The 22923-nt window shown below is 52.8% G+C and carries 21 protein-coding genes and 1 pseudogene; 10 read left to right on the top strand and 12 right to left on the bottom strand.

The window, feature by feature from the left end:
* The first annotated feature begins 371 nt into the window (after nt 1-371).
* Nucleotides 372-845, top strand: a complete 474-nt coding sequence (locus QA609_RS21790; protein ID WP_278304726.1) for a response regulator — start codon at nt 372-374, stop codon at nt 843-845.
* A 275-nt stretch (nt 846-1120) separates the two neighbouring features.
* Here the strand turns inward: QA609_RS21790 and QA609_RS21785 are convergent, their stop codons facing one another.
* On the bottom strand, nt 1121-1531 hold the full coding sequence (locus QA609_RS21785) for a CBS domain-containing protein (RefSeq protein ID WP_278304730.1): 411 nt from the start codon (nt 1529-1531) through the stop codon (nt 1121-1123).
* Nucleotides 1532-2219: 688 nt separating this feature from the next.
* Nucleotides 2220-2504, bottom strand: coding sequence for a HalOD1 output domain-containing protein (locus QA609_RS21780; RefSeq protein WP_278304725.1), 285 nt, complete (start codon nt 2502-2504; stop codon nt 2220-2222).
* A 385-nt stretch (nt 2505-2889) separates the two neighbouring features.
* Between QA609_RS21780 and QA609_RS21775 the strand changes: the two genes are divergently transcribed.
* Nucleotides 2890-3207, top strand: a complete 318-nt coding sequence (locus tag QA609_RS21775) for a hypothetical protein (protein WP_278304724.1) — start codon at nt 2890-2892, stop codon at nt 3205-3207.
* A gap of 67 nt (nt 3208-3274) precedes the next feature.
* On the opposite strand, the gene QA609_RS21770 is transcribed toward QA609_RS21775, so the two are convergent.
* Nucleotides 3275-3547, bottom strand: a complete 273-nt coding sequence (locus QA609_RS21770; protein WP_278304723.1) for a hypothetical protein — start codon at nt 3545-3547, stop codon at nt 3275-3277.
* A gap of 399 nt (nt 3548-3946) precedes the next feature.
* Here QA609_RS21770 and QA609_RS21765 point away from each other — a divergent pair, with 399 nt between their 5' ends.
* Nucleotides 3947-5170: a transposase gene (locus QA609_RS21765; protein ID WP_278304722.1), complete on the top strand. Its 1224-nt coding sequence runs from the start codon at nt 3947-3949 to the stop codon at nt 5168-5170.
* A 226-nt stretch (nt 5171-5396) separates the two neighbouring features.
* On the opposite strand, the gene QA609_RS21760 is transcribed toward QA609_RS21765, so the two are convergent.
* Together QA609_RS21760 and QA609_RS21755 are read right to left on the bottom strand one after the other, a co-directional pair.
* Nucleotides 5397-5912 carry a winged helix-turn-helix domain-containing protein gene (locus QA609_RS21760; RefSeq protein WP_278304721.1) on the bottom strand — a complete coding sequence of 172 codons (516 nt, stop codon included), beginning with the start codon at nt 5910-5912 and terminating at the stop codon, nt 5397-5399.
* A gap of 381 nt (nt 5913-6293) precedes the next feature.
* On the bottom strand, nt 6294-6425 hold the full coding sequence (locus QA609_RS21755) for a hypothetical protein (protein WP_278304720.1): 132 nt from the start codon (nt 6423-6425) through the stop codon (nt 6294-6296).
* A 272-nt stretch (nt 6426-6697) separates the two neighbouring features.
* On the opposite strand from QA609_RS21755, the gene QA609_RS21750 reads away from it, so the two are divergent.
* Complete coding sequence (locus tag QA609_RS21750) at nt 6698-7336, top strand: nucleotidyltransferase family protein (protein WP_278304719.1); 639 nt, start codon at nt 6698-6700, stop codon at nt 7334-7336.
* Nucleotides 7337-7599: 263 nt separating this feature from the next.
* Here the strand turns inward: QA609_RS21750 and uraH are convergent, their stop codons facing one another.
* From uraH to uraD, 3 genes are read right to left on the bottom strand one after another with little or no spacing between them, the layout of a single operon-like run.
* On the bottom strand, nt 7600-7950 hold the full coding sequence (gene uraH / locus QA609_RS21745; protein ID WP_278304718.1) for a hydroxyisourate hydrolase: 351 nt from the start codon (nt 7948-7950) through the stop codon (nt 7600-7602).
* Nucleotides 7947-8921 carry a factor-independent urate hydroxylase gene (gene pucL, locus QA609_RS21740; RefSeq protein ID WP_278304717.1) on the bottom strand — a complete coding sequence of 325 codons (975 nt, stop codon included), beginning with the start codon at nt 8919-8921 and terminating at the stop codon, nt 7947-7949. The genes uraH and pucL overlap by 4 nt, the downstream gene beginning before the upstream one ends.
* A gap of 55 nt (nt 8922-8976) precedes the next feature.
* Nucleotides 8977-9498 carry a 2-oxo-4-hydroxy-4-carboxy-5-ureidoimidazoline decarboxylase gene (gene uraD, locus QA609_RS21735; protein ID WP_278304716.1) on the bottom strand — a complete coding sequence of 174 codons (522 nt, stop codon included), beginning with the start codon at nt 9496-9498 and terminating at the stop codon, nt 8977-8979.
* 247 nt (nt 9499-9745) lie between these two features.
* Here uraD and QA609_RS21730 point away from each other — a divergent pair, with 247 nt between their 5' ends.
* A complete protein-coding gene (locus QA609_RS21730) occupies nt 9746-11014 on the top strand; it encodes a M20 family metallo-hydrolase (protein WP_278304715.1) in 1269 nt (422 codons plus the stop codon).
* A 52-nt stretch (nt 11015-11066) separates the two neighbouring features.
* Here the strand turns inward: QA609_RS21730 and QA609_RS21725 are convergent, their stop codons facing one another.
* Both QA609_RS21725 and QA609_RS21720 read right to left on the bottom strand, forming a co-directional pair.
* On the bottom strand, nt 11067-11486 hold the full coding sequence (locus tag QA609_RS21725) for a DUF3830 family protein (RefSeq protein WP_278304714.1): 420 nt from the start codon (nt 11484-11486) through the stop codon (nt 11067-11069).
* A 152-nt stretch (nt 11487-11638) separates the two neighbouring features.
* A complete protein-coding gene (locus QA609_RS21720) occupies nt 11639-13042 on the bottom strand; it encodes an amidohydrolase family protein (RefSeq protein WP_278304713.1) in 1404 nt (467 codons plus the stop codon).
* Between the two features lie 156 nt (nt 13043-13198).
* Here QA609_RS21720 and QA609_RS21715 point away from each other — a divergent pair, with 156 nt between their 5' ends.
* The 5 genes and pseudogenes from QA609_RS21715 to ade all read left to right on the top strand — a co-directional run bounded on the left by QA609_RS21715 (nt 13199) and on the right by ade (nt 19609).
* Nucleotides 13199-14017, top strand: a complete 819-nt coding sequence (locus QA609_RS21715; RefSeq protein WP_278304712.1) for an IclR family transcriptional regulator — start codon at nt 13199-13201, stop codon at nt 14015-14017.
* 220 nt (nt 14018-14237) lie between these two features.
* Nucleotides 14238-14475, top strand: a pseudogene (locus tag QA609_RS21710) (RNA-guided endonuclease TnpB family protein); the annotation flags it as partial.
* A gap of 390 nt (nt 14476-14865) precedes the next feature.
* Entirely contained in the window at nt 14866-16272 is a 1407-nt protein-coding gene (locus QA609_RS21705) for an NCS2 family permease (protein WP_278304711.1), read from the top strand.
* 172 nt (nt 16273-16444) lie between these two features.
* Entirely contained in the window at nt 16445-17833 is a 1389-nt protein-coding gene (locus tag QA609_RS21700) for a nucleobase:cation symporter-2 family protein (protein ID WP_278304710.1), read from the top strand.
* Between the two features lie 108 nt (nt 17834-17941).
* Nucleotides 17942-19609 (top strand): adenine deaminase, encoded by a 1668-nt coding sequence (gene ade / locus QA609_RS21695; RefSeq protein WP_278304709.1) that lies wholly within the window; start codon nt 17942-17944, stop codon nt 19607-19609.
* A gap of 301 nt (nt 19610-19910) precedes the next feature.
* Here the strand turns inward: ade and QA609_RS21690 are convergent, their stop codons facing one another.
* Complete coding sequence (locus tag QA609_RS21690) at nt 19911-22352, bottom strand: molybdopterin cofactor-binding domain-containing protein (RefSeq protein WP_278304708.1); 2442 nt, start codon at nt 22350-22352, stop codon at nt 19911-19913.
* Nucleotides 22345-22899 (bottom strand): (2Fe-2S)-binding protein, encoded by a 555-nt coding sequence (locus QA609_RS21685; RefSeq protein WP_278304707.1) that lies wholly within the window; start codon nt 22897-22899, stop codon nt 22345-22347. The genes QA609_RS21690 and QA609_RS21685 overlap by 8 nt, the downstream gene beginning before the upstream one ends.
* Between the last annotated feature and the right edge of the window lie 24 nt (nt 22900-22923).

Raw genomic sequence — 22923 nt, 5'->3', positions numbered from 1 at the left:
ACAGTTCGTGCATTATTATAACCGCCAGAGACCGCATTAATCACTCGGTGGAAAAACGCCAGCTGAGGAGGTGCTGAACTAGACAGTGCCGGGAGAAGAGGAATATCAGTTGACACCATAACTACTCTTGCTTGGACGTCTTTAGTGAATGTCAAGGCTGTGGATTTGTTCTGCAAGCGGTAAGCGATGCTGATCCCACTCCCATGAACTGGGATACATGTCCTAACTGCGACGGAACTGACTTCGAGTTAATTGAGACGTAGGGCACCAGTATGTGATACAGAGCCCTTCTACTGCCTTCAGAACAAACCAAGCTGCTCCGTAGAAATCATCGCCGTTTATCTTTTAAGCTTGTAACTTAATGCAGTGGTATGGCTTCACCAAGTGGGGAGAATACCAATGATGGAGGAGAAATGATTGACATTCTATTAGTCGAACCGAACCAGGGCGATGTACGCCTCTTTGAGGAAAACCTTGAGCAAGGGAAGATCTTTAACAGTATTCATGCCGTTTCTAATGGCGAAGCAGCGCTTGATTTCGTGAATCAGCAGGGCGAGTACGAAGAGGCTCCACAACCAGACCTTATTTTACTTGAGCCCCAGTTACCTGGAAAAAGTGGTATGGAAGTCCTCTCGGAGCTGAATAACGAGCCAGAACTGACAGAGATTCCAGTGATAATTCTAACGAGCTCGGAAGTCGGGCAAGACATTGTGAAATCTCATGGGCTCGAGGCGGACGAGTATATCCGAAAGCCGGTCGAGGCTGAAGAATTCGTCTCATTTGCCAAAGAAGTCGAGGACTTTTGGCTCGCTGTTGTTCAAAATAATGGCGAATCAGATGAGTGATTACCAATGATTTGATCTTGTTATCAAGCCAAACGCCGTCATGCTCTTGCATGTGGGTTCTGCATATTGGCATGGGTTATCCCCCCATGAGATAACCCCGCTCGAGCAATATCCTGCTCAAGCGATCTACTACTCCACCGCCGCGAGAAGTTAGAAATCTAGAGGCCCTCGACCATGATTGGATAAAATAGTTCTCGCGCTCTATCCCCACTCATCGAAGATCACCAGATCAGACCCAGACTATTATCTGCTGGTAGACCGCCCTCAGCGGAAGTTTATGATCCGTCTGGACTGCTAAACTCGTTCCGGGATCGGAGAATGTTCCTCCGAAGCCGGGGTAAATAGTGAGCTAGATTAGCTGTTGTCAAAATTCCCACGAGCTCATCGGAATCCACGACTGGAAGGTGTTGAATTGAATGCTCTCTCATTAGCGTGGCCGCTTCACGAATCAATTTGTCACTCGTGATTGTAACAACCGGTGTCGACATAAACGAATCCACAGAGATAGACGAGATATCTGCATCAACAGCGACCTGGTGCATAATATCTGATTTGGTAATAATACCCAAGATATCTTTTGTCTCTGGGGAAATCACGACTACGGATCCAATATCGTCTGCCGCGAACGTTCTCGCAATGGCGCTAGCTGTCGTCTCTCTGGTGGTAGTTCGCACATCTTGTGTCATTACGGATGCTATAGTTTGTTCTATCATGATATAGATACAGCGCAGAGGCGGTTAACTCCTTGCTCAAGAGTCGTAGAAATGGGAGTTCAGTCGCTCACTACTGTGCTGTTCTGGTCGCCAAGCCCTCGATGGATGTATCTTAACCAGACTCACGAGCGGCACTACTGGTGGGAGCTCTACGCCACTGTTGCATCCACGCCGTTTCTCGCAATGTTCGCAGGTCTACCAGCGGAAGGAGTTTGTCGGCCTCGAAAACCCGTTCGGCGCCGACAACGCCGTTCGTGGACTAATACTGGTTTCTCGAACAACCGGTGTGTGGCTACGTCTCCCTCTTCTCCATGAGGTCGACAGAGAACGGGCTCCAAGAGTTGAGTTCAACCGGATTCTGGAGAACTAACTACCACGCAGACGTGCTTACTCATCGGTGTCGAGTTATTCAACAGTGAGTTTGTGGCCTGTTTCCTGGCCGTGTTCTCTGATCACTTCTGCAGATGTGTCCCCTTCCGTAGTAACTTCCCTCGAGAAGGAACACTCTCTGCACACAATACGGACCTTCTCTGGGCGTTGCTTAGAAGCCATTATGACTAGTCTTGGATGAACGTCGTCTGAGTAGAAGAAGGGCTCGCTTACGAGCAGCGTAAAATCTATTTTAGACGACCTTCCCAGGGAGCGGCTCAACTCTTCCAACTCACTCGGATGGAGTTACCTGAATATCACCAGTTCCGGAGACAACAATGTCGTATCCAACATACTCAAAAGAAACAGACTCCAGACCGGAACTCTGTCCGGTGCCGATCAGGTCGTTCAGTGCCTCTGGGTTGATCGCATTGCTGAGAGGCGGCAACTCGAATGGGTCTGTGCCAGCCGCATCGGCAACTGCAGAAACGACAGCGACAACAGGCGTCATCTCATGGTTCAGGCTCTGTTCCGTCACTAAATCGGCACTCGTCTGCTGAACAAGTGAATCTGACATAGCACGGACTGCCACATCGCTATATAAATTACTTCTCAAACAGCCGACCCGTTCCCAATGATCGTTTAGCCAAGTTTGAGTACGTTGACTCAGCGTTCACGACCAACCATTTGGGACTAACCCTGAAATATCGTTTCGAGCCCGTAGGGCAAGCAAGAGATTGATAATACTCCTAACGTATATTTCGAGTGTCGCGTACCACCCAACGCGACAACGCCACTCAGCACCCCAATCTGCACCTGGCTACCGGCATCAGCTCCCCACCTGACCGGTGGCCCGTTTGCAACTCATTCCGCTCTTTCCCGAAGACTTCGCCACAGGCAACCAAACTCAGCTGCTGCAACAAGGAGAGGATCTATTTGCATAGGCCTCAAATGAGAATCAAATGTCAAGCGATTCGGATCCATCTCGAGAATATACCTTTGGGTCCCCAATTGATCTACCTTCAACACTGAAGGCACTCAATATTCAGTATCTGGACGTCAATGAAACTCGTGCACTCGTGATCTATCAGACTGCAATCCTCAACCTCGAGGTCCTCGAAGGCGAACTCTCGGCTGCAAGCAGTATCGAACTCGAAGTGTATGAAGATCCACGAGAGGACTACTCTACAGATACGGAGAAAAACAGCGGTTCAGTCGTCGACTCCCTCCTTAGCCAACTTGCTCCCAAAGATAATTCCACCTGCTTAAATCAAAACTGAATGGGGTGGTACTGCTTTTCTCGAGAACTGTAGTCCAAGCCCGACTATTGGGCGAAAACCAAGACGGCTACTCGAATTCAGAGACAAAGTCGTCATCGAGTTCGGCTGCCAGCTCGCCGCCAGTAAGCCAAACAACTTGGTTCTCATCGAATCCGTACTGCGGAATCAGCGATTCTGCCGCTTCGCCAAGAGGAATATCGTTCGTGACTACAACAACACAATCAGTGAGACCCTCGATAAGTGACTCGAGTGCCAAACCGAGGAGTTCTGTATCGGCTCTTTCAACGATATCCTCTGACCGATCGCTGGCAGTAGCGATGAACCGTCGAGACTGGTCCATTATCGTCGACACCTCCGACTCGGAGTAAGATGACTCTCAGTGACCTTGATCCACCCATCGCGCAATGCTTTATCTGAATTTAGGCGCTAAGACCCCTTCCTCAGCGAGAGCCGAAGGCTCGAGCAGGGAGGGGATACAGCGTCCCCAGAAATCTTCGATTTCTGGTGTGCGAACGAGACGCGAAGCGTCTCGTCAACGCCACTCGTCTTTCATACACTATTCTATAGCAGGCCCACGCCCGAAGCATTTAACTACACAAAATGTGTAACTTGTGTTGTGACAACGCGAAAGAACATATCGATTCGAGATGACCAAGAGGAGTGGATTCAGGAGAACCATCTGAATCTCTCCTCGTTCGTCCAAGAGAAACTGGACGAACTCATCGAAGAACGTTCGTAGATGAACTACAACTACCGGTACAGACTCGAGCCGTCTGATGCTCTCCGAGAGACGTTGGACCGACACCGAGATCTGTACCGGCAAGTGTACAACCATTTCCTCCATCGCCTCAACCACAACGATGGGACGACGAAGTACGACGAGATCAACCAACTGCCGTCGGTCAAGAAGTGGTGGACCGACCTCACCGACCTGTATTCCCGAACGCTTCAGAACGTTGTCGAGCGATTGTACAACAATCTCTCACGGCTCAAAGACGCGAAGGATAATGGTCGTGTGGTTGGCCAGCTCAAGTGGAAAGCACCGAACGAATACCGATCATTCACGTACCGACAGTCTGGCTTCGAACTCAAGAACACGGGTGGTCAGACCGTCCTACGGCTTTCAAAGATCGGAGAAATACCTGTTCGGCTCCACCGGGAGCTACCCGACGACGCTACGATCAAACAGGCCACGGTGAAAAAGGAACCAACGGGCAAGTGGTTCGCTGTTCTCGGTGTCGAAACGCCCGACGACCCGCCAGAGAAACCAGAGAATCCGAAGGACGTCGTTGGCATCGACGTGGGCATCCTGAAGTATGCACACGACACTGACGACCACGCGATCGAATCGGTCGACCTCTCGGACGAACGCGACCGGCTCGAGCGTGAGCAACGAAAACTCTCGCGCAAAGAGCACGGGTCAAATAACTACGAAAAACAACGCCGTCGTGTGGCCGAGTGTCACGCCGACCTGAAGAACAAGCGCAGAGACTTCTTGCACAAACTCTCGAACTACTACGCTCGAGAGTACGATCTCGTCGCGGTCGAAGACCTTGACGCAAAAGGTCTGGTCGAACTTGACGGCAACTCTCGGAACCGTGCCGGTGCAGCATGGGGTACGTTCCTCCGAATGCTCGAGTACAAGTGCGAACGTGAAGGCACACACTTCGTCGCCGTCAATTCGTCCGGGACGACCAAAGAGTGTGCAGCCTGCGGTGTCTCGACCGACAAACCGCTGTGGGTCCGCAAACACTCCTGTCCATCGTGCGGGTTCACCGCTGACAGGGACTGGAACGCAGCCTGGAACATTCTTTCTCGCGGTATCAAGCAGTTAGGAGCGGGACGCTCCGAATCAACGCCTGTGGAGACTGCGCTCCCTACGGGGACCCATTCGGTTCCTGCAAAGCGCGTCCTCGAAGCAGGAAGCCCCACCCTCAAGCGCGAGCCGTCAGGCGAGCGGTAGGGTGGGATAGTTCACCGACAGCAAGGTCGCTAGATTCGTATCCCTCAACAGCAGTATCACCGGTTAGTTCGGCGTACACCAGTGGAGAGATCCGAAACGTCGTTTCTCGCTGACGTGCTTCGCGAGCCAGTGCTTGGAATCGTGCGTTCCCATGCCGACCACAGCTGATGAGAACAGAGGAGTCGATGAAAAAGAGCTCTCGTGTCCTATTCCCACTCATCAGAGATCAGTCCTCAACGACGTGCCGAAGGGCATCCAGAATGATTCCGGCTTCCATTGGAGAGATATCTTGTTCACGGGCCATAATGTGATGTGTTACCTCTCCTTCGGCATATTCATGAGCATAGTCAAGCGCAACTGCGAGCCCATCGAACCCATAGCGTTCGATGTAGGTGTCGATGTCACCATCTTTCTCCCGCCGTGCGATGGCCTCGATCAATTCCGGTGTGATGTGGCGTTCGACATCACCTTGTGCTAAGCGAAGATCGATCGTGTAAGCCACGTATTGTGCCGGTCGCCCTTCGTTCGACTGTTCGATGAACCCTGCTGCCTCGAGGTCGTCAATATAGGCGTACGCCGTTCGCTGTGGGATATCAAGCGAGTCAACGATATCGTCTATCGTTGCGTCCTCATTATGCCGAATGTAGGTGTATATCCACGCCTTTCGAGAATTCCCGAGCAGCTCAAACGCTTCTCCTCCCGTATCAAGAGGCGCAGTCCAGCCTGTCTCTTTCGTTGCCATCGTTAGTAGCAAATTGCATGCAGATCGCAATAAGACTTGTCACCCAGAGTTGAAGAGTCCGCTCAAGAAAGATTTGCTACGCACAGTTCACTTCTAACTCACTCAATGACAACCGACTCGGATCCGTCTCGAGAGCATACCTTTGGGCCCCTATCGATTTGTTCTCGACACTCGAGAGTCTCAACATCCAGTATATCGACGTCAACGAGACTCGGGCACTCGTAATCTACCAGACCGCAATTCTCAACGTCGAAGTCCTCGAGGGCGACCTCGCTGCTGCACGCCGCATTGAACTCGAAGTGTATGAGGATCCTCGAGAGGACTACTCTACAGACACGGAGAAAAGCAGTGGCTCAGTCGTCGACTCTCTCCTCGACCAACTCACCTCCAGAAATCGCCGGCCTTGAGCAACTGCTTGAAGTCGTCGACAATTCCCTCAATCTCCTCGTCGAACCCGGTCTCGTCCGGCTCGTGGTAGGTCTCAAAGAGATTGAACCCGACCGACTTATCCAAGAAATCGTCACCCGGCGCAAACGTCTGGCCGCGAAAAATAACGAACGGAGAACTTGCCGAGGAACTCGAGATCAGTCGTGCAACACTGCATGAACACCTATGAAAGGCCGAGCAAGCGTTGTTGTCCTCAGCGCTGATGGATCATCCACCGGGCGTGCTGTTCGAGATCAGTATAATCACATCGAAAATCAGCGTCTTTGAACGCTCGCTTAACTTCTGGTTGGCGTATAGTCTTATGACCACTGACGTCTAAACGGATACTGTAGTGTGCTATGTCCGACCGAACTACGCTTCCTATAGTCTCGCCACCAGATGGTCAACAGTCCCCCGACTCAATAACTATCGCAGGAATTGTACTTGCTGCAGGTACTAGTTCTCGGTTTGGTGATGAAAACAAACTACTTGCCGATATCAATGGAAAGACAGTTCTTGTACAATCTATACAAAATATCATTGGTTCAAAAGTCGACATAGTATATGTGGTAACTGGCAATGAGCATCATCGGGTACAAGATGCTATTGGTCATCTTGATGTTCAGACTGTCACTAATGGGGCATATGAGCAAGGCCAAGCAACATCGATTAGAACAGGGATTAGAGCTGTCCGTCAACATGCCTCTATTGATGCTGTTTTGATTTCTCTCGGCGATATGCCGTTCGTTACCTCCACGACCATCAACCGTCTTATAGCGACCTATCAGCAGGGTGCTGCTGGAATTATCGTAGCTGGCTATCGGGGATACCGAGGCAACCCGGTTCTTTTTGATACTGCATATCTTGAGTCGTTAGCGTCAATCTGTGGAGACACTGGTGCTCGTCATCTTATTCTAGAAAGCAACGATGCTGTTCTCGTTGAAACCGAAGATCCGGGTGTTGTTCGAGATATTGACACTCCCGACGATTTAGCATAGGATAGTCCGCTAATTATAATCATACGGCCATGTGTATTCCTGGCGAATATACAAACAAAACACCTATTTTATACAATTCAGATCACATAGTGCGTTTCCTTACAGATCGATTGTATAGTATACGTATATGTTTGTTAAATCCACCCACCTATGTTATCTGATATCCCCGTGCTGGTATCGACTTGTATGGATTGAACACACTTACCACGGACAAGATCTGGAATTAGCAAGAATCAGTCTGGGCTCTGTACAACGCCTAACGATCAACTTCCTCGGTAGGTTGTATAACCCCCTGGCGACAATAGAAGCGGGACATGGTAATGTTCATCAACGTCATCGATAATGAACCGAACAGGGACTGTCTCTAAGAACGAGGATTCCGACTCCGATTGGCGGTAGTAGGCCCCGACCTCGAACAGGAGTTGGTACGTACCGGTTTCCATTTCGTCTTCGGTCAAGAGTGGCTCATCGAGCCGCCCATCATGATTGGTTGTACCCTGATTGACTGTTTCTGCATTTCCCGAATCATCTAATCGCTGAAGCGTCACGTCGACACCGGACGCAGGGCCTTCACGGCTGGTGTCAAGGACGTGTGTAGTCAGCTCTGCACTCATTGTTCCTCCAGGTCGCTATGATCCATCGAGAATTGTTGATAGCCAGTTGGCCGGGGTGGTTCTCTGAACACCCTTGCATCTCCCTCTAGATCATCACGAACCTCAATCCACGTTCGGTTATTTGCCTCAAAGCTCACAGACTCGAGTTCTGGATATCGCTCCAAGACTCGAAGGCCGATCTGATAGATGAGATCTTGAATTGAGTTTGAGTCAACCTCATGGAATACTACTTGAGCGATATCTCGAACCTGTTCAGCTGGAACATATCGCTGTGGTTCTTCCCCCAGCGCGTCTTCCGGCTCGTCGTAGGTCCAGAAAATATCGAGCGAGATGTACAGTGCGCGATCCTCCCGTTCTGGGAGCGTTGTATACTCGTCTTGGACATAGCCCGTGAACGAGTTGTCTTTAACTTTGATGAGTTCGATCCCTGTAACGCCGCTTGTCTGCTCTTTGAACTCAATCAGGTCATCATCTCGTTCAAGATATATCTCTCCGAATGCCGATTCGTCATCGGAGACCCGGAACACGAGGTCACTCGGCTCAAACCCGTCCTCCCCGGGAACGGGCCGCTCGTCGAACGGGTATTCAGTTGCCGACATTTTGACTGCCTCAACGTGTGAGTACGTGTCCAAAAATTCTTTCCCGACGAAGTGGAGGAAGCCCTCTGCTGTCGCTCCCTCGTACTCCCCTGCTTGATGGAGGACGAAGTTCTTCATCGAGTCTGTCGCGACTACTTTGCTGTTGTCTGCTTCGCTGAAGGATGGTAGAAAGTCTTCACCCTCGAACTGGACACGAACTTCTAGTCCGAAGAGAATGTTATCCCGCCCGTCGAAAGATGATTCCGGAATAGTACGAACGCCTTCCAGTGGATTGGCGTAGGTCCGGTAGACTGCCACCTTTTCTTTTCCGTAGTTCATTGTTCGTCGGTCAGTACTCTGAGTGTCGGTATCGGTTTCATTGCTATCGCTCATGTGTGGTATTTCGATATCTCAGTGTTCATCATTATACTCGGGTGATTGGTTCTCATCAGCTGTATTGCTCCTCACTCGATGCAACCAGTTCTTCGAGTCGAAGTTTCGCGATGACGTTGACTTCGTCTAAGGCGGTCTGGAATTCCTCGGATTCAGAGTGGTCAATCCGTTCTTCCATGGCATTTTGGATTGCATCAACTGATTCTCCTCTCACCGCCATAATAAACGGGAATCCAAATTTGTCTCGGTAAGCTGTGTTCAGTTGTTGGAACGTCTCGTACTGTTCGGGAGTTAGCTGATCAAGTCCGGCGGAAGCTTGTTCTTCTTCGGACTCATCAGTCATTTCAGTACGTTCCCCGAGATCAGGGTGGGCTCGTAATAGGTCAAGCTGCTTCTTCTGTGATGAGTTTCTGACGGCATCCGCCATGGTCTGGCGTAAGTCTTCGGTAGAAGAAAACGGCTGCTCCGACCAGGCTCGCTCAGCTACCCATGGTGATTCCTCGTATACGCCACCAAGAATATCAACAAACCGTTTCTTATCAGCTTGGTTGAGATATTCAACCGTGAGTCTCGTCATCGCGTCTCAAATATAGACTACTCTTCACTTAAAACTTTCTTTGAACAGTATCCGTTGGAAGCTACGCGCAATATCTCTACATTTTACCAGCATCTCTCAAACAGTTCAGCCACGGCATTCTGTAGTGTCGCTCTGGTTTGCCGTACTGTTTTTGTACAGCAGACAGATGGGGTTTCTGAGGGACTTGAGGATCCGTTCTTCCGATAACTTCAAAAGAAGTCGTGTTTTACCATACCATAGTCAGACAATGGATCATCATCTCTACCAATACGTTGACGAGGAGAGACTTCGGGCTGATATCATGCACACTGCCGAATTCGGCTCCGTTCCTGTCGAGGAAGGTAATTGTCGGACGGTACTGACTGGCACGGAAGCCAACAAACAGGCACGAGAATATTTCGTAGAGAAACTCGAGGAACGAGGACTGGAGGTTTCCGTCGATGCCGTTGGCAACATCACCGGTCGATGGGTGCCTGACAATGTCGACCCGGCCGCTCGTTCAGTCGCAACTGGCAGTCATCTCGATTCGGTCATCGATGGAGGGATGTTTGATGGTGTACTCGGTGTATACGCTGGTCTTGAGGCGATTCGCGCCATGCAAGACGCTGGACTTTCTCCTAGTCTTCCTCTCGAAGTCGTAGCGTTCACCGAAGAAGAGGGGGGACGGTTTTCTGATGGCGTACTCGGATCTTCAGTGGCAATTGGTGACGCCAGTGTAGCAGATGCGCTTGCAACTACTGATAAGGCTGGTGTAACGTTGGGTGAGGCGCTGGAAGAGATTGGCTTTAGAGGCGAAGAGCGCTTGGACGCAACCGCATGGAATTCATGGCTCGAGCTACACGTTGAACAGGGCACTCGGTTGGAGGAGGCCCCTGTTTCTGCTGGTATAGTGACGCATATTACCGGAACCATCCGCTGTCATATTGAGATCCTCGGCGAGGCAAATCACGCGGGAACTACTTCCATGGACTCTCGCATCGATGCATTGACTGCAGCAAGCGAACTGGCTCTCGAGATCGAGTCAGTAACAAACGAAATCGTCGAGACACACAGTGAGACAGCTGTTGGGACTGTGGGCCAGTTTGATGTTGAACCAGGCTCGATCAATGTTATTCCCGGTTCCGTACATCTCGGAGTCGATATCCGGGATGTCGAATACGAGTCTATGGAACAGATTGTCTCGAGTATTCGGCAGTGTTTAGATCGATTAGAGGACGAACGCGACGTTGAAACGACCTTCAGCCGCCCGTACGATATTGAACCTATCTCGATGAGCGAACGCTGTATCGAAGCGCTTCACAGCGCAGCCACACGAGCAGAAATCAGTACTATAGAATTACATTCCGGTGCAGGGCACGATACGATGCATATCGCGAAAGCAACTGACGCCGGACTCATTTTCGCCCCCTCGGAGGGCGGATATTCGCACAGTGCAGCGGAGTGGACCGACTGGAGTGACTGTGCCACTTCAACGCGGTTGCTTACGGGAGCACTCTACGACCTGGCGACTGAATGAGACTCTGGCAGCCAAACTATCCGAGTGTGCTGATGGAGAGTTCTTCGCTGGTCTACTCCTCCAGACGAATAATCACCTCTTTCATCCCGGTTCGGAGTGTCTCTTGCTCCATCTCTCGGAGTTCTTCCCGCTCTGCATCCAGCGTCGCAACATGGTTGCCGGCGAGTTCGCCTGCTGGACTCTTGAAGCATGTTGAACCGCACGGAACCAAGATTTCCTGTTCGTTCCTGTATCCTGGGTACAGTAGAATGTCCCCGTAGGAAGGATACACCGTATGGTTCTCCCGTGGAAGCTCCGGAAGCTCAATCTCGTCAATATTGATCCATGTCGCATGCCCGCTCCAACGGACGTGCATCAGTTCCGATTCCAGGGGAAGGAATTCCCGCATCGCAGCAACTGATTCAGGTGCTTCATCCTCGTGTAGTTCCGCTGTAAACGTCCGCTCTTCGATTTCAAACTCTAGTGAACTCATGGTTGTTGACTGTGTGTCCGTATCTCATTCTCACACCATCGTAATTATCTCTTTCGGACCCTCAATTGTGCTCTCTACACTCAATGGGTATATCATCGGCAAAAAGGGCCCCGAGCGCTGTATCACAAGGAGAGACTGTTCGTCGTCCGAGTTCAGCTATTGATCGCGGTTGTACAATCGTCGTCCCATGTAGGCCGTTCGCGGCGAACGAACTCTCCGTAACCTGGCTCGCCGATAATCTCATTTTCACTCGCGATGAGTTCGCCCCTAAGATACGTGCGTTTTACTTTTCCGCTTACTTCTCGATCCTCGTAGATCGTGTAGTCGGCAACTGAAGCGTTATCTTGAGCCGAGATCGTATACTTCTCGTCAGGATCGAATAACACGATGTCCGCGTCGGTTCCTGGTTCGAGTGTCCCTTTTTTTGGAAGGCCGAACGTCTGAGCTGGATTCGTACACATCAGACGAACAAGGAGCGGATACGAGAGCCCGCGTTTGTTCACTGCCTCGTCGTGAAACACCGGTAGACTCGTTTGGAGACTATTCGCACCGAACGGATCCTCCCACCACTCGCTCTCTTCTTTTCGTTCGCGAGTTTGGGCTACGTGATCGGTTGAAACAACACTCAGTGTTCCGTTACGGAGGTATTCAAACATCGCATCGTTGTCGTTGCTGGTACGAAGCGGTGGCGCAATCTTCGGAAGATTCCCTAACTTCTGATAAATCTCCTCTGTCAGGGTCGTGTAGTGTGTACAAGTTTCGCCTCGAATAAGACTCCCATCACGTTGATATCGTGCGAGTGCGTCTGCTGCCTTTCGGCACGAAGTGTGGACTCCATAGTATTTGGTTCCAGTTTCACGTGCGAGCCTGGCGATATCGTCTGCTGCCATGGCTTCCGCATAATCTGGCCGGGCGGCGGGAAGCCACATCGGTTCATCTCGGCTTGCAGTTTGGAGCTCAGCAGTCAACGATTTACATACACTATCGTCCTCCGTGTGAGCGACACCGACTGCATCGACTTCTCGGAGTTCTTCAAGAATTTCGCGAATGAATCCGTTCGAAAGACCGAATTCATAGGTAGTGTACATTTTGAACGACGTTATCCCCAACTCAACGAGGCCTGCCAACTCATCAAATATAGCTGGATCCTCGCGGAGAATTCCGCCGTGTAACCCAAAATCGACAAGTGCTTTTTCTCCTTTCTCGCGCTTGCGTGTGACCCCTTCCCGCAATGTCTTTTCTTTTTTCCAGGGACTATCTTCACTGACATACGACTGCCAAGCGAAGTCAATGACCGTCGTGACACCGCCCAGCGCAGCAGCACCGGTGGCCGTCTCGTACGTGTCGAGAGAAACGTGGTCGTCGATGTGCACGTGCGGGTCGATCACACCAGGCATCACCAGGAGTCCCGAGGCGTCGACCGTTTCCTCGGGTTCCGGCATGCAGTCTTTGTCGCCGATTCCTACGATAGTGCCATCATCTATCGCCAGATCGCTAGAAAGCGTATTTTGGCTGGTAACGAGCGTGCCTCCACTAATTACTGTATCGATGGTCATGGCCTGCTTTTCTGTACACGGCTATATAATTGATTGCACTGGGTGGACAGTTCAGATTGGATCATCGGGAGTGTCACAATCAGATATCGAATAGGGCGTTCGTATATATTGAACACTGACAAAATATTGAAGAGGGTTTGCCCTTGATACTGTGCTATGCCAACTGACGACACAAAATCCGATCCACGTACACTAACAACTGTGCTCAACGCAATCGATATCATACGCGCCCTTATGCATCTGGATGGAGCAGGTGTTACAGAGCTCGCTACTCATCTCGGTGAGTCAAAGAGTACAACGTATACCTATCTCAAATCTCTTGAAAAGGGCGGTCTCGTTAGGAAAGATGATGACCGCTATCGGTTATCGTATGATATGCTGATCTTTGGGGAGTACGTTCGGAACCAAAGCCTTCTCTACACGATAGGGAAAAGCGAGGTCGATAACTTAGCCGCAGAAACAGGACAGTACGCTCACTTGGTTGTGGAGGAGAACGGCCGTGGACACAATTTGTATAAATCGAAAGGGGAACAGGCAGTTGGCGACGGCTATCAAATGGCCAAATTCCAGCAGCGGGACTATCTCCATATTACTGCTTCAGGGAAAGCGATCCTTGCATATCTTCCTCGAGAGCGAGTGGAAAAGATTGTTGATCGCTATGGCCTGCCCGCTCGTACCGAGCAGACGATTACCTGCGAAGACCGTCTATTCGAAGAACTGGCGGACATTCGCGAGCAAGGGTTCTCACATAACAACGAAGAAGAGATTGAGGGGTTCCAAGCTATTGGTGCTCCAATTAGATCCCGGGATGGAACTGTACTGGGATCCCTAAGTGTCTCCGGTCCGAAAAGCATGTTCGGGGAGGATTCTGAGTGCCAGAAAATCATTGATTTGGTAACAAAAGCGGCGAACGTTATCGAGGTGAACGTCAATATGCATAGAAGAAGCTCCGAGATAGTCAAAAACGAGTCATAAAGTCCGTAGTCTCGTTCATCACTATTTGGCACTTGTTTGTGTACATTTCGAGGCTCTCGGGTCTGGACAATTGTCTTCCGTATTTTTCGAAATTACGACCATACTGGTGTAAATATTGGGGCTGGCCAATCTCGAGAACTGATTAGATGTGTCGTGTTAATATGAATAATAGATCTTGTTTGTATATATTGAACGCACAAATTGGCTGCGACTGGTCTACGACTTCCGATGCGTGAAGTGCGAGTCGGAAGCGAACGCGGATTACAACGCAGCGAAGAACACCGGGATGCGGTATGTCCGTCGGGGCCAATAGTCGTCTCGGCGGACGGGCAACAGTCAGCTTGCCCTAAAGTCTGGAACAGTGACGCCGAGTGGCGGATTTACCGCCCCACCCGGAAGGGTTCGAGGCCGAGTTCATGGACAAGCCCCACCCTCCACGAGCGAACCCGTCAGGGTGAGCGAAGTAGGGTGGGGTAGTTGACCGCTAGTTTCTCATCACTCCGAGTGGTTCATCTGCAGTCTTCAGACGCGCGTTGACCGCGCGTGAGAGCGGTTGCTTGTCGGCGGCCACTGCATACGTCGGCGTCGATCACGCAGTGGAGAAGACCTCTGGTCGGCCCCTGCATCTCGAACCGCAGCAACGGCGGCCTGAAGCATCGTGTCTGTGAACGCGTGCCGCTCTGAAGTCGTCAGTATGTCAGCAAGCCGCGTCTTCGGCTCCCGCGGATCGTACGGCACCAGCACTCGTATAATCGCCTTTTGATCTCCATTACCAAACAGTGGGCGACCATTGTATTTCATTTCGAAAATGGTGAGTTAGGGAAACATATAGGGTGGTATAGAATGACATGCATCATATGTCGAAATCACGCGACTCAGGATCGCGGTTAGCGGAGTACTTTGGGTTCGAAGAGCACGGGACGGATTTGAGAACGGAGGTAATCGCAGGCATGACGACGTTCCTCACGATGTCGTACATCATTATCGTCAACCCTGCAATCCTCTCGGAAGCGATCGAGATCGAGGGTTACACCGATCAGGAGGTGTTCCAAATGATTGCGATCGCGACCATTTTGGCGGCTGTCGCCGGTATTCTCGTGATGGCATTTCACGCGAATCGTCCCTTCGGATTAGCGCCCGGAATGGGGTTGAACGCGTACTTCGCGTTCACCGTTGTGATACTACTGGGCGTTCCATGGCAAACCGCACTCGCTGCGGTATTCGTCGAAGGGATAATTTTCATGGCACTGACGTACTTCGGCGCGAGACGCTATATTATCGAACTGTTTCCGGCACCGGTCAAGTTTGCTGTCGGCGCAGGGATTGGGTTGTTCTTGCTTTTGCTGGGATTGATCGAAATGAACGTCATCGTGGCATACGACGCGACGTTGGTTCAGTTAAACGACGTCGCAACCGACCCTGTAGCGCTCGTCGCACTTGGGGGACTAATGTTCACGTTCATCCTGTACGCTCGCGGCATCACCGGTGCAATTATCATCGGTATCATTACGACGGCGATTGCGGGCTGGGCACTTACGCTCGCTGGCGTCGTCGAACGCGGCGTTCTTGCGCCGGCCCAACTCGCATCTCCGCAGTATGATATCACGCCGCTGGCCGGAGCATTCCTCGAGGGCTTCCACCAGATTGAGCCGGCAACGTTCGTACTGGTTGTGTTCACCTTCTTTTTCGTAGATTTCTTCGATACTGCAGGCACGCTTATCGGCGTCTCGCAGTTTGGCGGTTTCCTTGACGAGGAGGGCGATCTACCGGAGATGGAAAAACCGCTGATGGCAGACGCGGTCGGTACCACATTCGGTGCGATGGTGGGCACCTCGACAGTTACGACATACATCGAGAGCTCGACCGGAATCGAGGAGGGTGGCCGAACCGGTATGACCGCGCTTACGGTCGGCGCGCTTTTCTCGCTCTCATTGGTGGCTGTCCCACTAATCGCTGCAATCCCGCAATACGCGTCGTATCTGGCGTTGGTAGTCGTTGGCATTATCATGCTCCAGGGTGTGACCGACATCAACTGGGAACACCCCGCGTGGCTCATCTCGAGCGGACTTACGATCACCGTTATGCCGCTTACGGCTTCCATCGCAGATGGCCTCGCAGCCGGTATCATTAGCTATCCGTTGGTCAAGACCGCTATGGGTGAGGGAGAAGATGTCCATCCTGGTCAGTGGGTTCTGGCCGCTGCGTTTATTCTTTATTACTATGTTTCCGCTGGCGGGGTTATCTCAAGCACGTAATCGTATCCATTCATTGTAATTTTACATTCACTGTTCGTATATAGTTGTGAACAACTTGAGGAGCATTGCCCTAAGAAATGACCGATTGTATCTAAGTAGGGAAAGGAGTTGTCAGTATCGTTCCCTACCAAGACTTTATGACGGTGCATGCATATTTGATGCATGTTATCTCATGCCACCTAATGACGGGTCCATCGAGTTGGCGTATGAGCTGGAAGAGAAACCCCCAGCCCTCAAGTCCTTCTTCTTAGGACTGCAACATGTTTCGGCGATGTTTGTTCCAACCATCGCGGTCGCGATCATCGTCTCGGGCGCAATCGGGCTCGGCGCAGCGGACACGACCTATCTCATTCAGATGGTCCTGATCTTTTCAGGCCTCGCGACGCTCGTACAGGTGTTTCCAATCGGACCGGTCGGCGCGCGACTCCCGATTGTTATGGGCTCGAGTTTCGCGTTCGTTGGAGCAGCGATCGCCATCGGCGGGCAATATGGTCTTGATGCGGTGTTCGGGGCAATCGTCGTCGCAGCACTGGTAGAGGTTCTCATTGCGTGGCAGTTCAGCCGTGTTAGACGGTTTTTCCCGCCGCTTGTCACTGGCCTCATCGTGATGATCATCGGTCTGTATTTGATCCCCGTTGGAATCGATTACGCGGCCGGCGGCGCCGAAGCCCCCGATTACGGCGCGCTTTACCACCTTGGACTCGCGATGCTCGTCCTCGGAATCACCGTCGGAATGAACCTCTTTATGGAGGGCGTCTGGCGAGTTCTTAGCATACTCATTGGAATTGTCGTCGGCTATCTGGCCGCCATTGCGATTGGCATCGTAGACTTCACTCCCGTCGCGGAGGCAAGCTGGTTCGCGCTTCCGGTTCCCGGTCGGTTCGGATTCGCGTTCGAACCGGTAGCAATCCTCACATTTACGGCACTCTTTATTACGGCGGCGATTGAATCGATCGGCGATATGTCCGGCATCACGGCCGCTGAAGGTCGGAATCCAAAAGAGCGAGAGATTCGCGGCGGGCTGTTCGTCGACGGGTTCGGCAGTTCACTCGGTGGGATCTTCGGTGCGTTTCCGCTGACAACGTTCTCTCAAAACGTCGGAATCATCAACTTTACCGGCGTGATGAGTCGATACGTGGTCGGTATCGGGGGCGGCATCCTCCTTGTCCTCGGCTTCATTCCCAAGGTTAGTGCGGTCGTCGCGACGATCCCGGACTCGGTACTCGGTGGTGCCGTGCTCGTTATGTTCGGCATGGTGATGGCGAGTGGTCTTCGACTCATTTTCCTCAACGAACGGATGAACCGTCGCAATATGGTTATCATCGCCGTTTCGATCAGTCTCGGACTCGGCGTTGAAGTCCGTCCCGAAGCGCTCGAAGCATTGCCGGGAAGCGCCGAGATTTTCTTCGGGAATGCGGTGATCATGACTGCACTTTCTGCAGTTTTGCTCAATACCTTTGTTCCGCGACCAGACGGCGAATTCGAAGCCGGGCTGGAGGAACCAGTTGCCGGCGATGATCCCTCACCGCGCGATTCCACTGCTATGCAGGAGGACGATTGACTGTGGATTCGTCCGTCCCTTCGAGCCGAACTGAGCTCGTCCAGACGGGGCGAACGGTCTATTCAATGATGCGATCGCCAGACGAACGTCCAACCGAACTGTAAAACCATGAGCCAGGTAGATACACTCGTTCAAGGGACGATCGTCAACGTCAACGCTGGCGCACTTCAAGAGGGGGCGATCGCCATCGATGACGGTGAAATAGTCGCGCTCGAGGAGCGGCCGGCAGAGCGAACGTTCGAAGCCGAATACATCGCACCGGGACTGATCGACGCACACAAGCACGTCGAGTCGAGCATGGTCACGATCCCTCAGTACGGGGAAGCGATGATACCACGCGGCGTGACCAGTATCGTCCACGACCCCCACGAGATTGCGAACGTTCTCGGGGCTGACGGCGTCCGCGCCGTCTTCGAGGATGCGACGAAAACGCCATTGAAAGTGCGGTTTAGCGTCCCGTCGAGCGTTCCAGCCTCGAATTTACAAGACGGTGGGGCGACACTCGATGCCGACGGCGTCGAGTCGTTGCTCAAGCACGAACACGTTGTTGCGCTCGGCGAAGTGATGGACCTCCCCGCGCTCGTCGAAAACGACCCGGATCTGCACGCGAAGATACGCGCCGCTCGCGAGCGGGGACTCACCGTCGATGGCCACCTTCCGCGGGTCAGCGGCTCGGATCTACATGAGGCCGCGCGGTACCTCGACAACGATCACGAGTGTATATCCGAGGCCGAGGCGCGAGAGAAAGTCGATCTCGGTTTCCGCGTGTACCTTCGCGAAGGATCGTCATCGAAGAATCTCGAAGATCTCGTCGGAATCGTCGACGAAGTCCCAACGCGGCGACTTTCGCTGTGTTCGGACGATCGGGACGTCGTCGACCTGGTCGAAAACGGCGGCGTCGATTTCGCGGTACGAAAGGCGATCGAAGAAGGAGTCGATCCGATCGAGGCCGTTCAGATGGCGACGCTAAACACGGCAGAGTGCTACGACTTTCCGTACGGACGGATCGAGCCCGGTGCACCTGCCGACCTTGTCCTGCTCAACGACCTCGAATCGTGGGACGTCGACCGCGTCCTCATCGACGGACAGATCGATCCGACGAGTTCCGTTTGCCACCCGTCGTCCACCGCTCTATCATCCGAAACCGTCGATTTCGAGCCCGTTTCAGGAGCGGATTTCGCGCTCACTTTGCCGGCAGAAACGGAGCGAGTCACGGTTCGTGCCCTCACGATTGCGGATGGTATTCAAACAGGATGTACAGAGGCGACTCTCCCCGTCGTTGAGGGGCGGATCGAACCGGTACCCGACGACGATGTGCTTCCCCTCGCGGTGATCGAGCGGCACGGTCAGAACGCCGGTATCGGGTGTGGTTTTGTTCGGGGTCTCGGTCTCGAGCGGGGGGCGATCGGTTCGACGGTCGCTCACGACGCGCATAACTGCATCGTCGCGGGGACGGCGTACGACACGATGGCCCGAATCGCGAATCACCTTCGCGAAACCGACGGCGGTATCGCCGTCTACGACCCACAGCGGAACGGACAAGAGATCACAGCGTTGCCGCTTCCGGTCGCCGGGCTAATGTCCGACGACTCGCTGTCAACTGTTTGCGAGCGGTTCAAGGAGGTCATCGCCCGGGCGAAGGATCTCGGTCTCGATCGTCATGACCTGATGACGCTCTCGTTTCTCGCGCTTGAAGTCATTCCCGAGTACCGCCTCACAAATCGGGGATTGGTCGACGTCGAGCGCTGGAAGCACGTCGACGTTATCGTCGATTAGCGCGGACAACGAACAACCTACGACGTCGTCCGTTCATTGTGGGGTGCTAACTTTTGTTATATCCTCCTAGCAGTACGGATATGACTCACGCCGACTTCCTGCTCACCGGCGGTCCGTTCGATAGCGAACGGTAGCGAACCCGTCAGGGTGAGCGAAGTAGGGTGGGGTAGTTGACAGCCTGCAGGGAGAACAAGTCACTACCGCGTTTCTCGTTCCTCTATGAGTATGGATCTCTTTTCGAATTTCAGAGACCGTAACGACCCTACTTAGCGAACAACACGGTGTATGAGTACCGGGTCAGCTAGTCATTGTCAATCTCTGTTTGGATCTTCTCAGCAGTGATTGGTAAGTCACTGACCCTAACGCCGACAGCGCGGCGAATCGCATTACTCAATGCTGGCGGAACGCCGTTAACGGGGATCTCAGCGACAGATTTTGCGCCAAATGGCCCCGTTGGCTCGTATGTTTCGACGAGAATTGAGTCGAGTGGAGGCTGATCCTCTGTCGTTGGCATCCCATAGTCACGGAACCCAAGGGTTTCCGGGGTACCATCGTCGTCAAACGAGAGCCCTGCGGACACTGCGAGCTCGTAACTCATATGCATTGCACCCTCGACCTGTCCTTCTGCGAGGTCTGGGTTGATTGCGACGCCACAGTCGACTGCGTACACGAGTCGATGGATCTCGAATTCACCAGTGTGCTCGTTGACGGTCACGTCGGCAAACTGTGCGCCAAACGGGGCCGGTGATTCGTCCGTACTGTGGCTCGCCTGGCCCATTATTTGCTCACGTACCCTGTCGCCGTAGATAGACTCATATCCGATCTCCTCTATCGTGACCGAATCGCCAGTCTGTTTCGAGTGGACAGCTCCGCCGCGGGCTTCAAGGTTCTCTGCTGGCTCATCGAGCATCTGTGAGGCAAACTCGAAGAGGTGAGTCTGTGCCTCCTCGGCTGCTTTTTTTACTGCACTTCCGGTAACGTACGTTGTTGAGGACGCATATGCTCCGTAATCGAACGGTGAGATATCCGTATCCGAGGGTTGAACGAGAACATCCTCAGGTGGAACACCGAGAACTTCTGCAGCGATCTGTGCCATTGCAGTGTCCGCACCGGGCCCGATATCGACAGCGCCTGTTTGAAGGATGAACGACCCGTCCTCGTTCATCTTGATATGTGCAGCACCGAGTTCGTCGCCTGCGACACCGCTTTTTTGAGCGGTGAGAGCAACACCACAGGCGCGGTGAAGATGTTCCTCTTCAGGCTGCTCGACCTCTTCCCAGCCGATAGCGTCTTTCCCACGCTCGATACACTCATCGATACCACACGAGCGAATCCGGCGGACATCCTCACCATCCTTCGTAACACCCGATGCAGTATCCAGATCACCGTTACCGATGAGATTCCGCGACCGAAGGTCGATGGGATCCAGCTCCAGTTCGTTGGCGACTTCGTCCATGTGGCCCTCGAGCGCGAGGTGCCCCTGGGGGGCACCATAGCCGCGGATTGCGCCCCCGATCGGGAGATTAGTATGGACTGCTTTCATCTCAAACCGGATGTTCGGTGTATGCGTGTACAGCGGCAGCGGTTTCGTCGCAATAGAGCTGGTTACTGTCAATCCATGCGGTCCGTACGCACCCGAGTTCGTAACCGCCGACATATCGAGTGCCTTGATTTCCCCTTCCTGGGTAACGACGCTTCGCATTCGGACTCGAGCAGAACGTCGGGACCGCATGGCATAGAACTGCTCGCGGCGCGTCGTCTCCAATTTCACAGGGCGATCTGCAGCCAGCATCAGTGCTACGGTAATTGGTTCGATCAGCATCGACTGTTTGGCGCCAAATCCGGCACCGATTCTTGGCTTCGTTACCCGAATATCCCGGATTGGAACGTCGAATAGATGCGCGAGTTGCCGACGTGTATGGTACGGAACCTGCGTACTCGAGATAAGGTGAAAGCGATTGTCCTCGTCGCGCTGTGCAATAGTCGTATGTGGTTCGGGGACACAGTGGGATTGGTACGGCGTTTTCCACTCGGTCTCAGTAACAAGCCAGTCGTCTCTGGTCGCTGCCTCCTCGAATGCTGCGTCCACATCGCCGATTTCGCCTTCAGTCTGTGCTTCGATATTCCGTTCGTAGTCCGCACCCGGCTGAATGTTTTCTACCTGATCGGGATCGTGAATCTGTGGCGCATCGGGCTCCATCGCCTCCTCTGGGTCGAGAACGGCGTCTAGCTCTTCGTACGTGATGTCAATCGCTCTGATAGCTTTGTCGGCTGTCTGGCTATCTGTGGCTGCTACAGCTGCGATTGGATCGCCCACATAGCGAACTTTTCGCCGGAGAACGCTCAGGTCCCATGGGCTTGGTTCGGGATAGGACTGTCCTGCAGAGGTGTACATCGTGTCAGGCACCTCGTCGGAATCTGGCGTGATGACTGCATAGACTCCCTCCATTGCTTCAGCGGCACTCGTATCGATCTCGGTTACGTATCCGTGTGCAATATCAGACCGTAGGACCGCCGCCTCAGCTAAATCCGGGAAATTTAGCGCGTAATCGGCAGTGTATTTCGACTCACCTGTAACGATTTTTCGAGCGTCGTTTTTCTCTTCGCGCTTGGAGATGGCCTGTCGTTCGCTCTTGGACTTTCGATTGTTCGGGCTCTCGTCCCACTCGAGGGGGTGTTCGTCCTCGGCGGAGCTCGATTGCTGGTGAGCCTCATCGCTTTGTGGCTCATCAGGTTTACTCATCGCTCTCACCCCTGCACTTCTGGCTTGAACATGGCATTGTTTCGTGAGTCGAGTCGCCACCATCAGTAGCGACGGTCTGGTCGCTATTCATCCGTTCAGCGGCGTCCTGCACGGCATCGATGATCTTCTCATAGCCGGTGCACCGACAAAGGTTATCTGAGAGTCCCTTGCGGATCTCGGCTTCAGTAGGATCAGGATTGTCCTGAAGCAAACTTCGTGACTGCATGATCATTCCTGGAATACAGAAACCACACTGGAGCGCGGCGTTATCAACGAACGCCGCCTGAATGGGGTGAAGGTCATCCTGAGTACCGAGCCCCTCTATGGTCTCGATCTCTGCCCCATCCATTGTGGTGATCGGTCTAATACAGGAACGCTCTGGTTCGCCATCAACAGACACAGTACAGAAGCCGCAGTCTCCCGTATCACAGCCACGTTTCGCGCCAGTGTAGCCATTTCGACGAAGAACATCAAGAAGCGAATCCGACCGTTCAGCTTCGAACGTACGTTCAGCCCCATTCAGCGTGATATCTATCTCTATGGGCATAGTATGACAATGACTAACGACAAC

Source organism: Natronococcus sp. A-GB7, assembly GCF_029688865.1.
Lineage (GTDB): Archaea > Halobacteriota > Halobacteria > Halobacteriales > Natrialbaceae > Natronococcus.
The sequence above is the reverse complement of the archived record's forward strand: the minus strand, read 5'-3'. Positions and strand labels throughout refer to the sequence as shown.

Excerpts from the sequence above, each read along its gene's own strand:
- QA609_RS21775 (WP_278304724.1), top strand. The coding sequence starts at position 2,890 with ATGTCAAGCGATTCGGATCCATCTCGAGAATATACCTTTGGGTCCCCA.
- QA609_RS21700 (WP_278304710.1), top strand. The coding sequence starts at position 16,445 with ATGCCACCTAATGACGGGTCCATCGAGTTGGCGTATGAGCTGGAAGAG.
- QA609_RS21690 (WP_278304708.1), bottom strand. The coding sequence starts at position 22,352 with ATGAGTAAACCTGATGAGCCACAAAGCGATGAGGCTCACCAGCAATCG.
- uraH (WP_278304718.1), bottom strand. The coding sequence starts at position 7,950 with ATGAGTGCAGAGCTGACTACACACGTCCTTGACACCAGCCGTGAAGGC.
- QA609_RS21780 (WP_278304725.1), bottom strand. The coding sequence starts at position 2,504 with ATGTCAGATTCACTTGTTCAGCAGACGAGTGCCGATTTAGTGACGGAA.
- QA609_RS21765 (WP_278304722.1), top strand. The coding sequence starts at position 3,947 with ATGAACTACAACTACCGGTACAGACTCGAGCCGTCTGATGCTCTCCGA.
- QA609_RS21720 (WP_278304713.1), bottom strand. The coding sequence starts at position 13,042 with ATGACCATCGATACAGTAATTAGTGGAGGCACGCTCGTTACCAGCCAA.
- QA609_RS21750 (WP_278304719.1), top strand. The coding sequence starts at position 6,698 with ATGTCCGACCGAACTACGCTTCCTATAGTCTCGCCACCAGATGGTCAA.
- ade (WP_278304709.1), top strand. The coding sequence starts at position 17,942 with ATGAGCCAGGTAGATACACTCGTTCAAGGGACGATCGTCAACGTCAAC.
- QA609_RS21725 (WP_278304714.1), bottom strand. The coding sequence starts at position 11,486 with ATGAGTTCACTAGAGTTTGAAATCGAAGAGCGGACGTTTACAGCGGAA.
- QA609_RS21785 (WP_278304730.1), bottom strand. The coding sequence starts at position 1,531 with ATGACACAAGATGTGCGAACTACCACCAGAGAGACGACAGCTAGCGCC.
- pucL (WP_278304717.1), bottom strand. The coding sequence starts at position 8,921 with ATGAGCGATAGCAATGAAACCGATACCGACACTCAGAGTACTGACCGA.
- QA609_RS21705 (WP_278304711.1), top strand. The coding sequence starts at position 14,866 with ATGCATCATATGTCGAAATCACGCGACTCAGGATCGCGGTTAGCGGAG.
- QA609_RS21760 (WP_278304721.1), bottom strand. The coding sequence starts at position 5,912 with ATGGCAACGAAAGAGACAGGCTGGACTGCGCCTCTTGATACGGGAGGA.
- QA609_RS21790 (WP_278304726.1), top strand. The coding sequence starts at position 372 with ATGGCTTCACCAAGTGGGGAGAATACCAATGATGGAGGAGAAATGATT.
- QA609_RS21715 (WP_278304712.1), top strand. The coding sequence starts at position 13,199 with ATGCCAACTGACGACACAAAATCCGATCCACGTACACTAACAACTGTG.
- uraD (WP_278304716.1), bottom strand. The coding sequence starts at position 9,498 with ATGACGAGACTCACGGTTGAATATCTCAACCAAGCTGATAAGAAACGG.
- QA609_RS21730 (WP_278304715.1), top strand. The coding sequence starts at position 9,746 with ATGGATCATCATCTCTACCAATACGTTGACGAGGAGAGACTTCGGGCT.
- QA609_RS21685 (WP_278304707.1), bottom strand. The coding sequence starts at position 22,899 with ATGCCCATAGAGATAGATATCACGCTGAATGGGGCTGAACGTACGTTC.
- QA609_RS21770 (WP_278304723.1), bottom strand. The coding sequence starts at position 3,547 with ATGGACCAGTCTCGACGGTTCATCGCTACTGCCAGCGATCGGTCAGAG.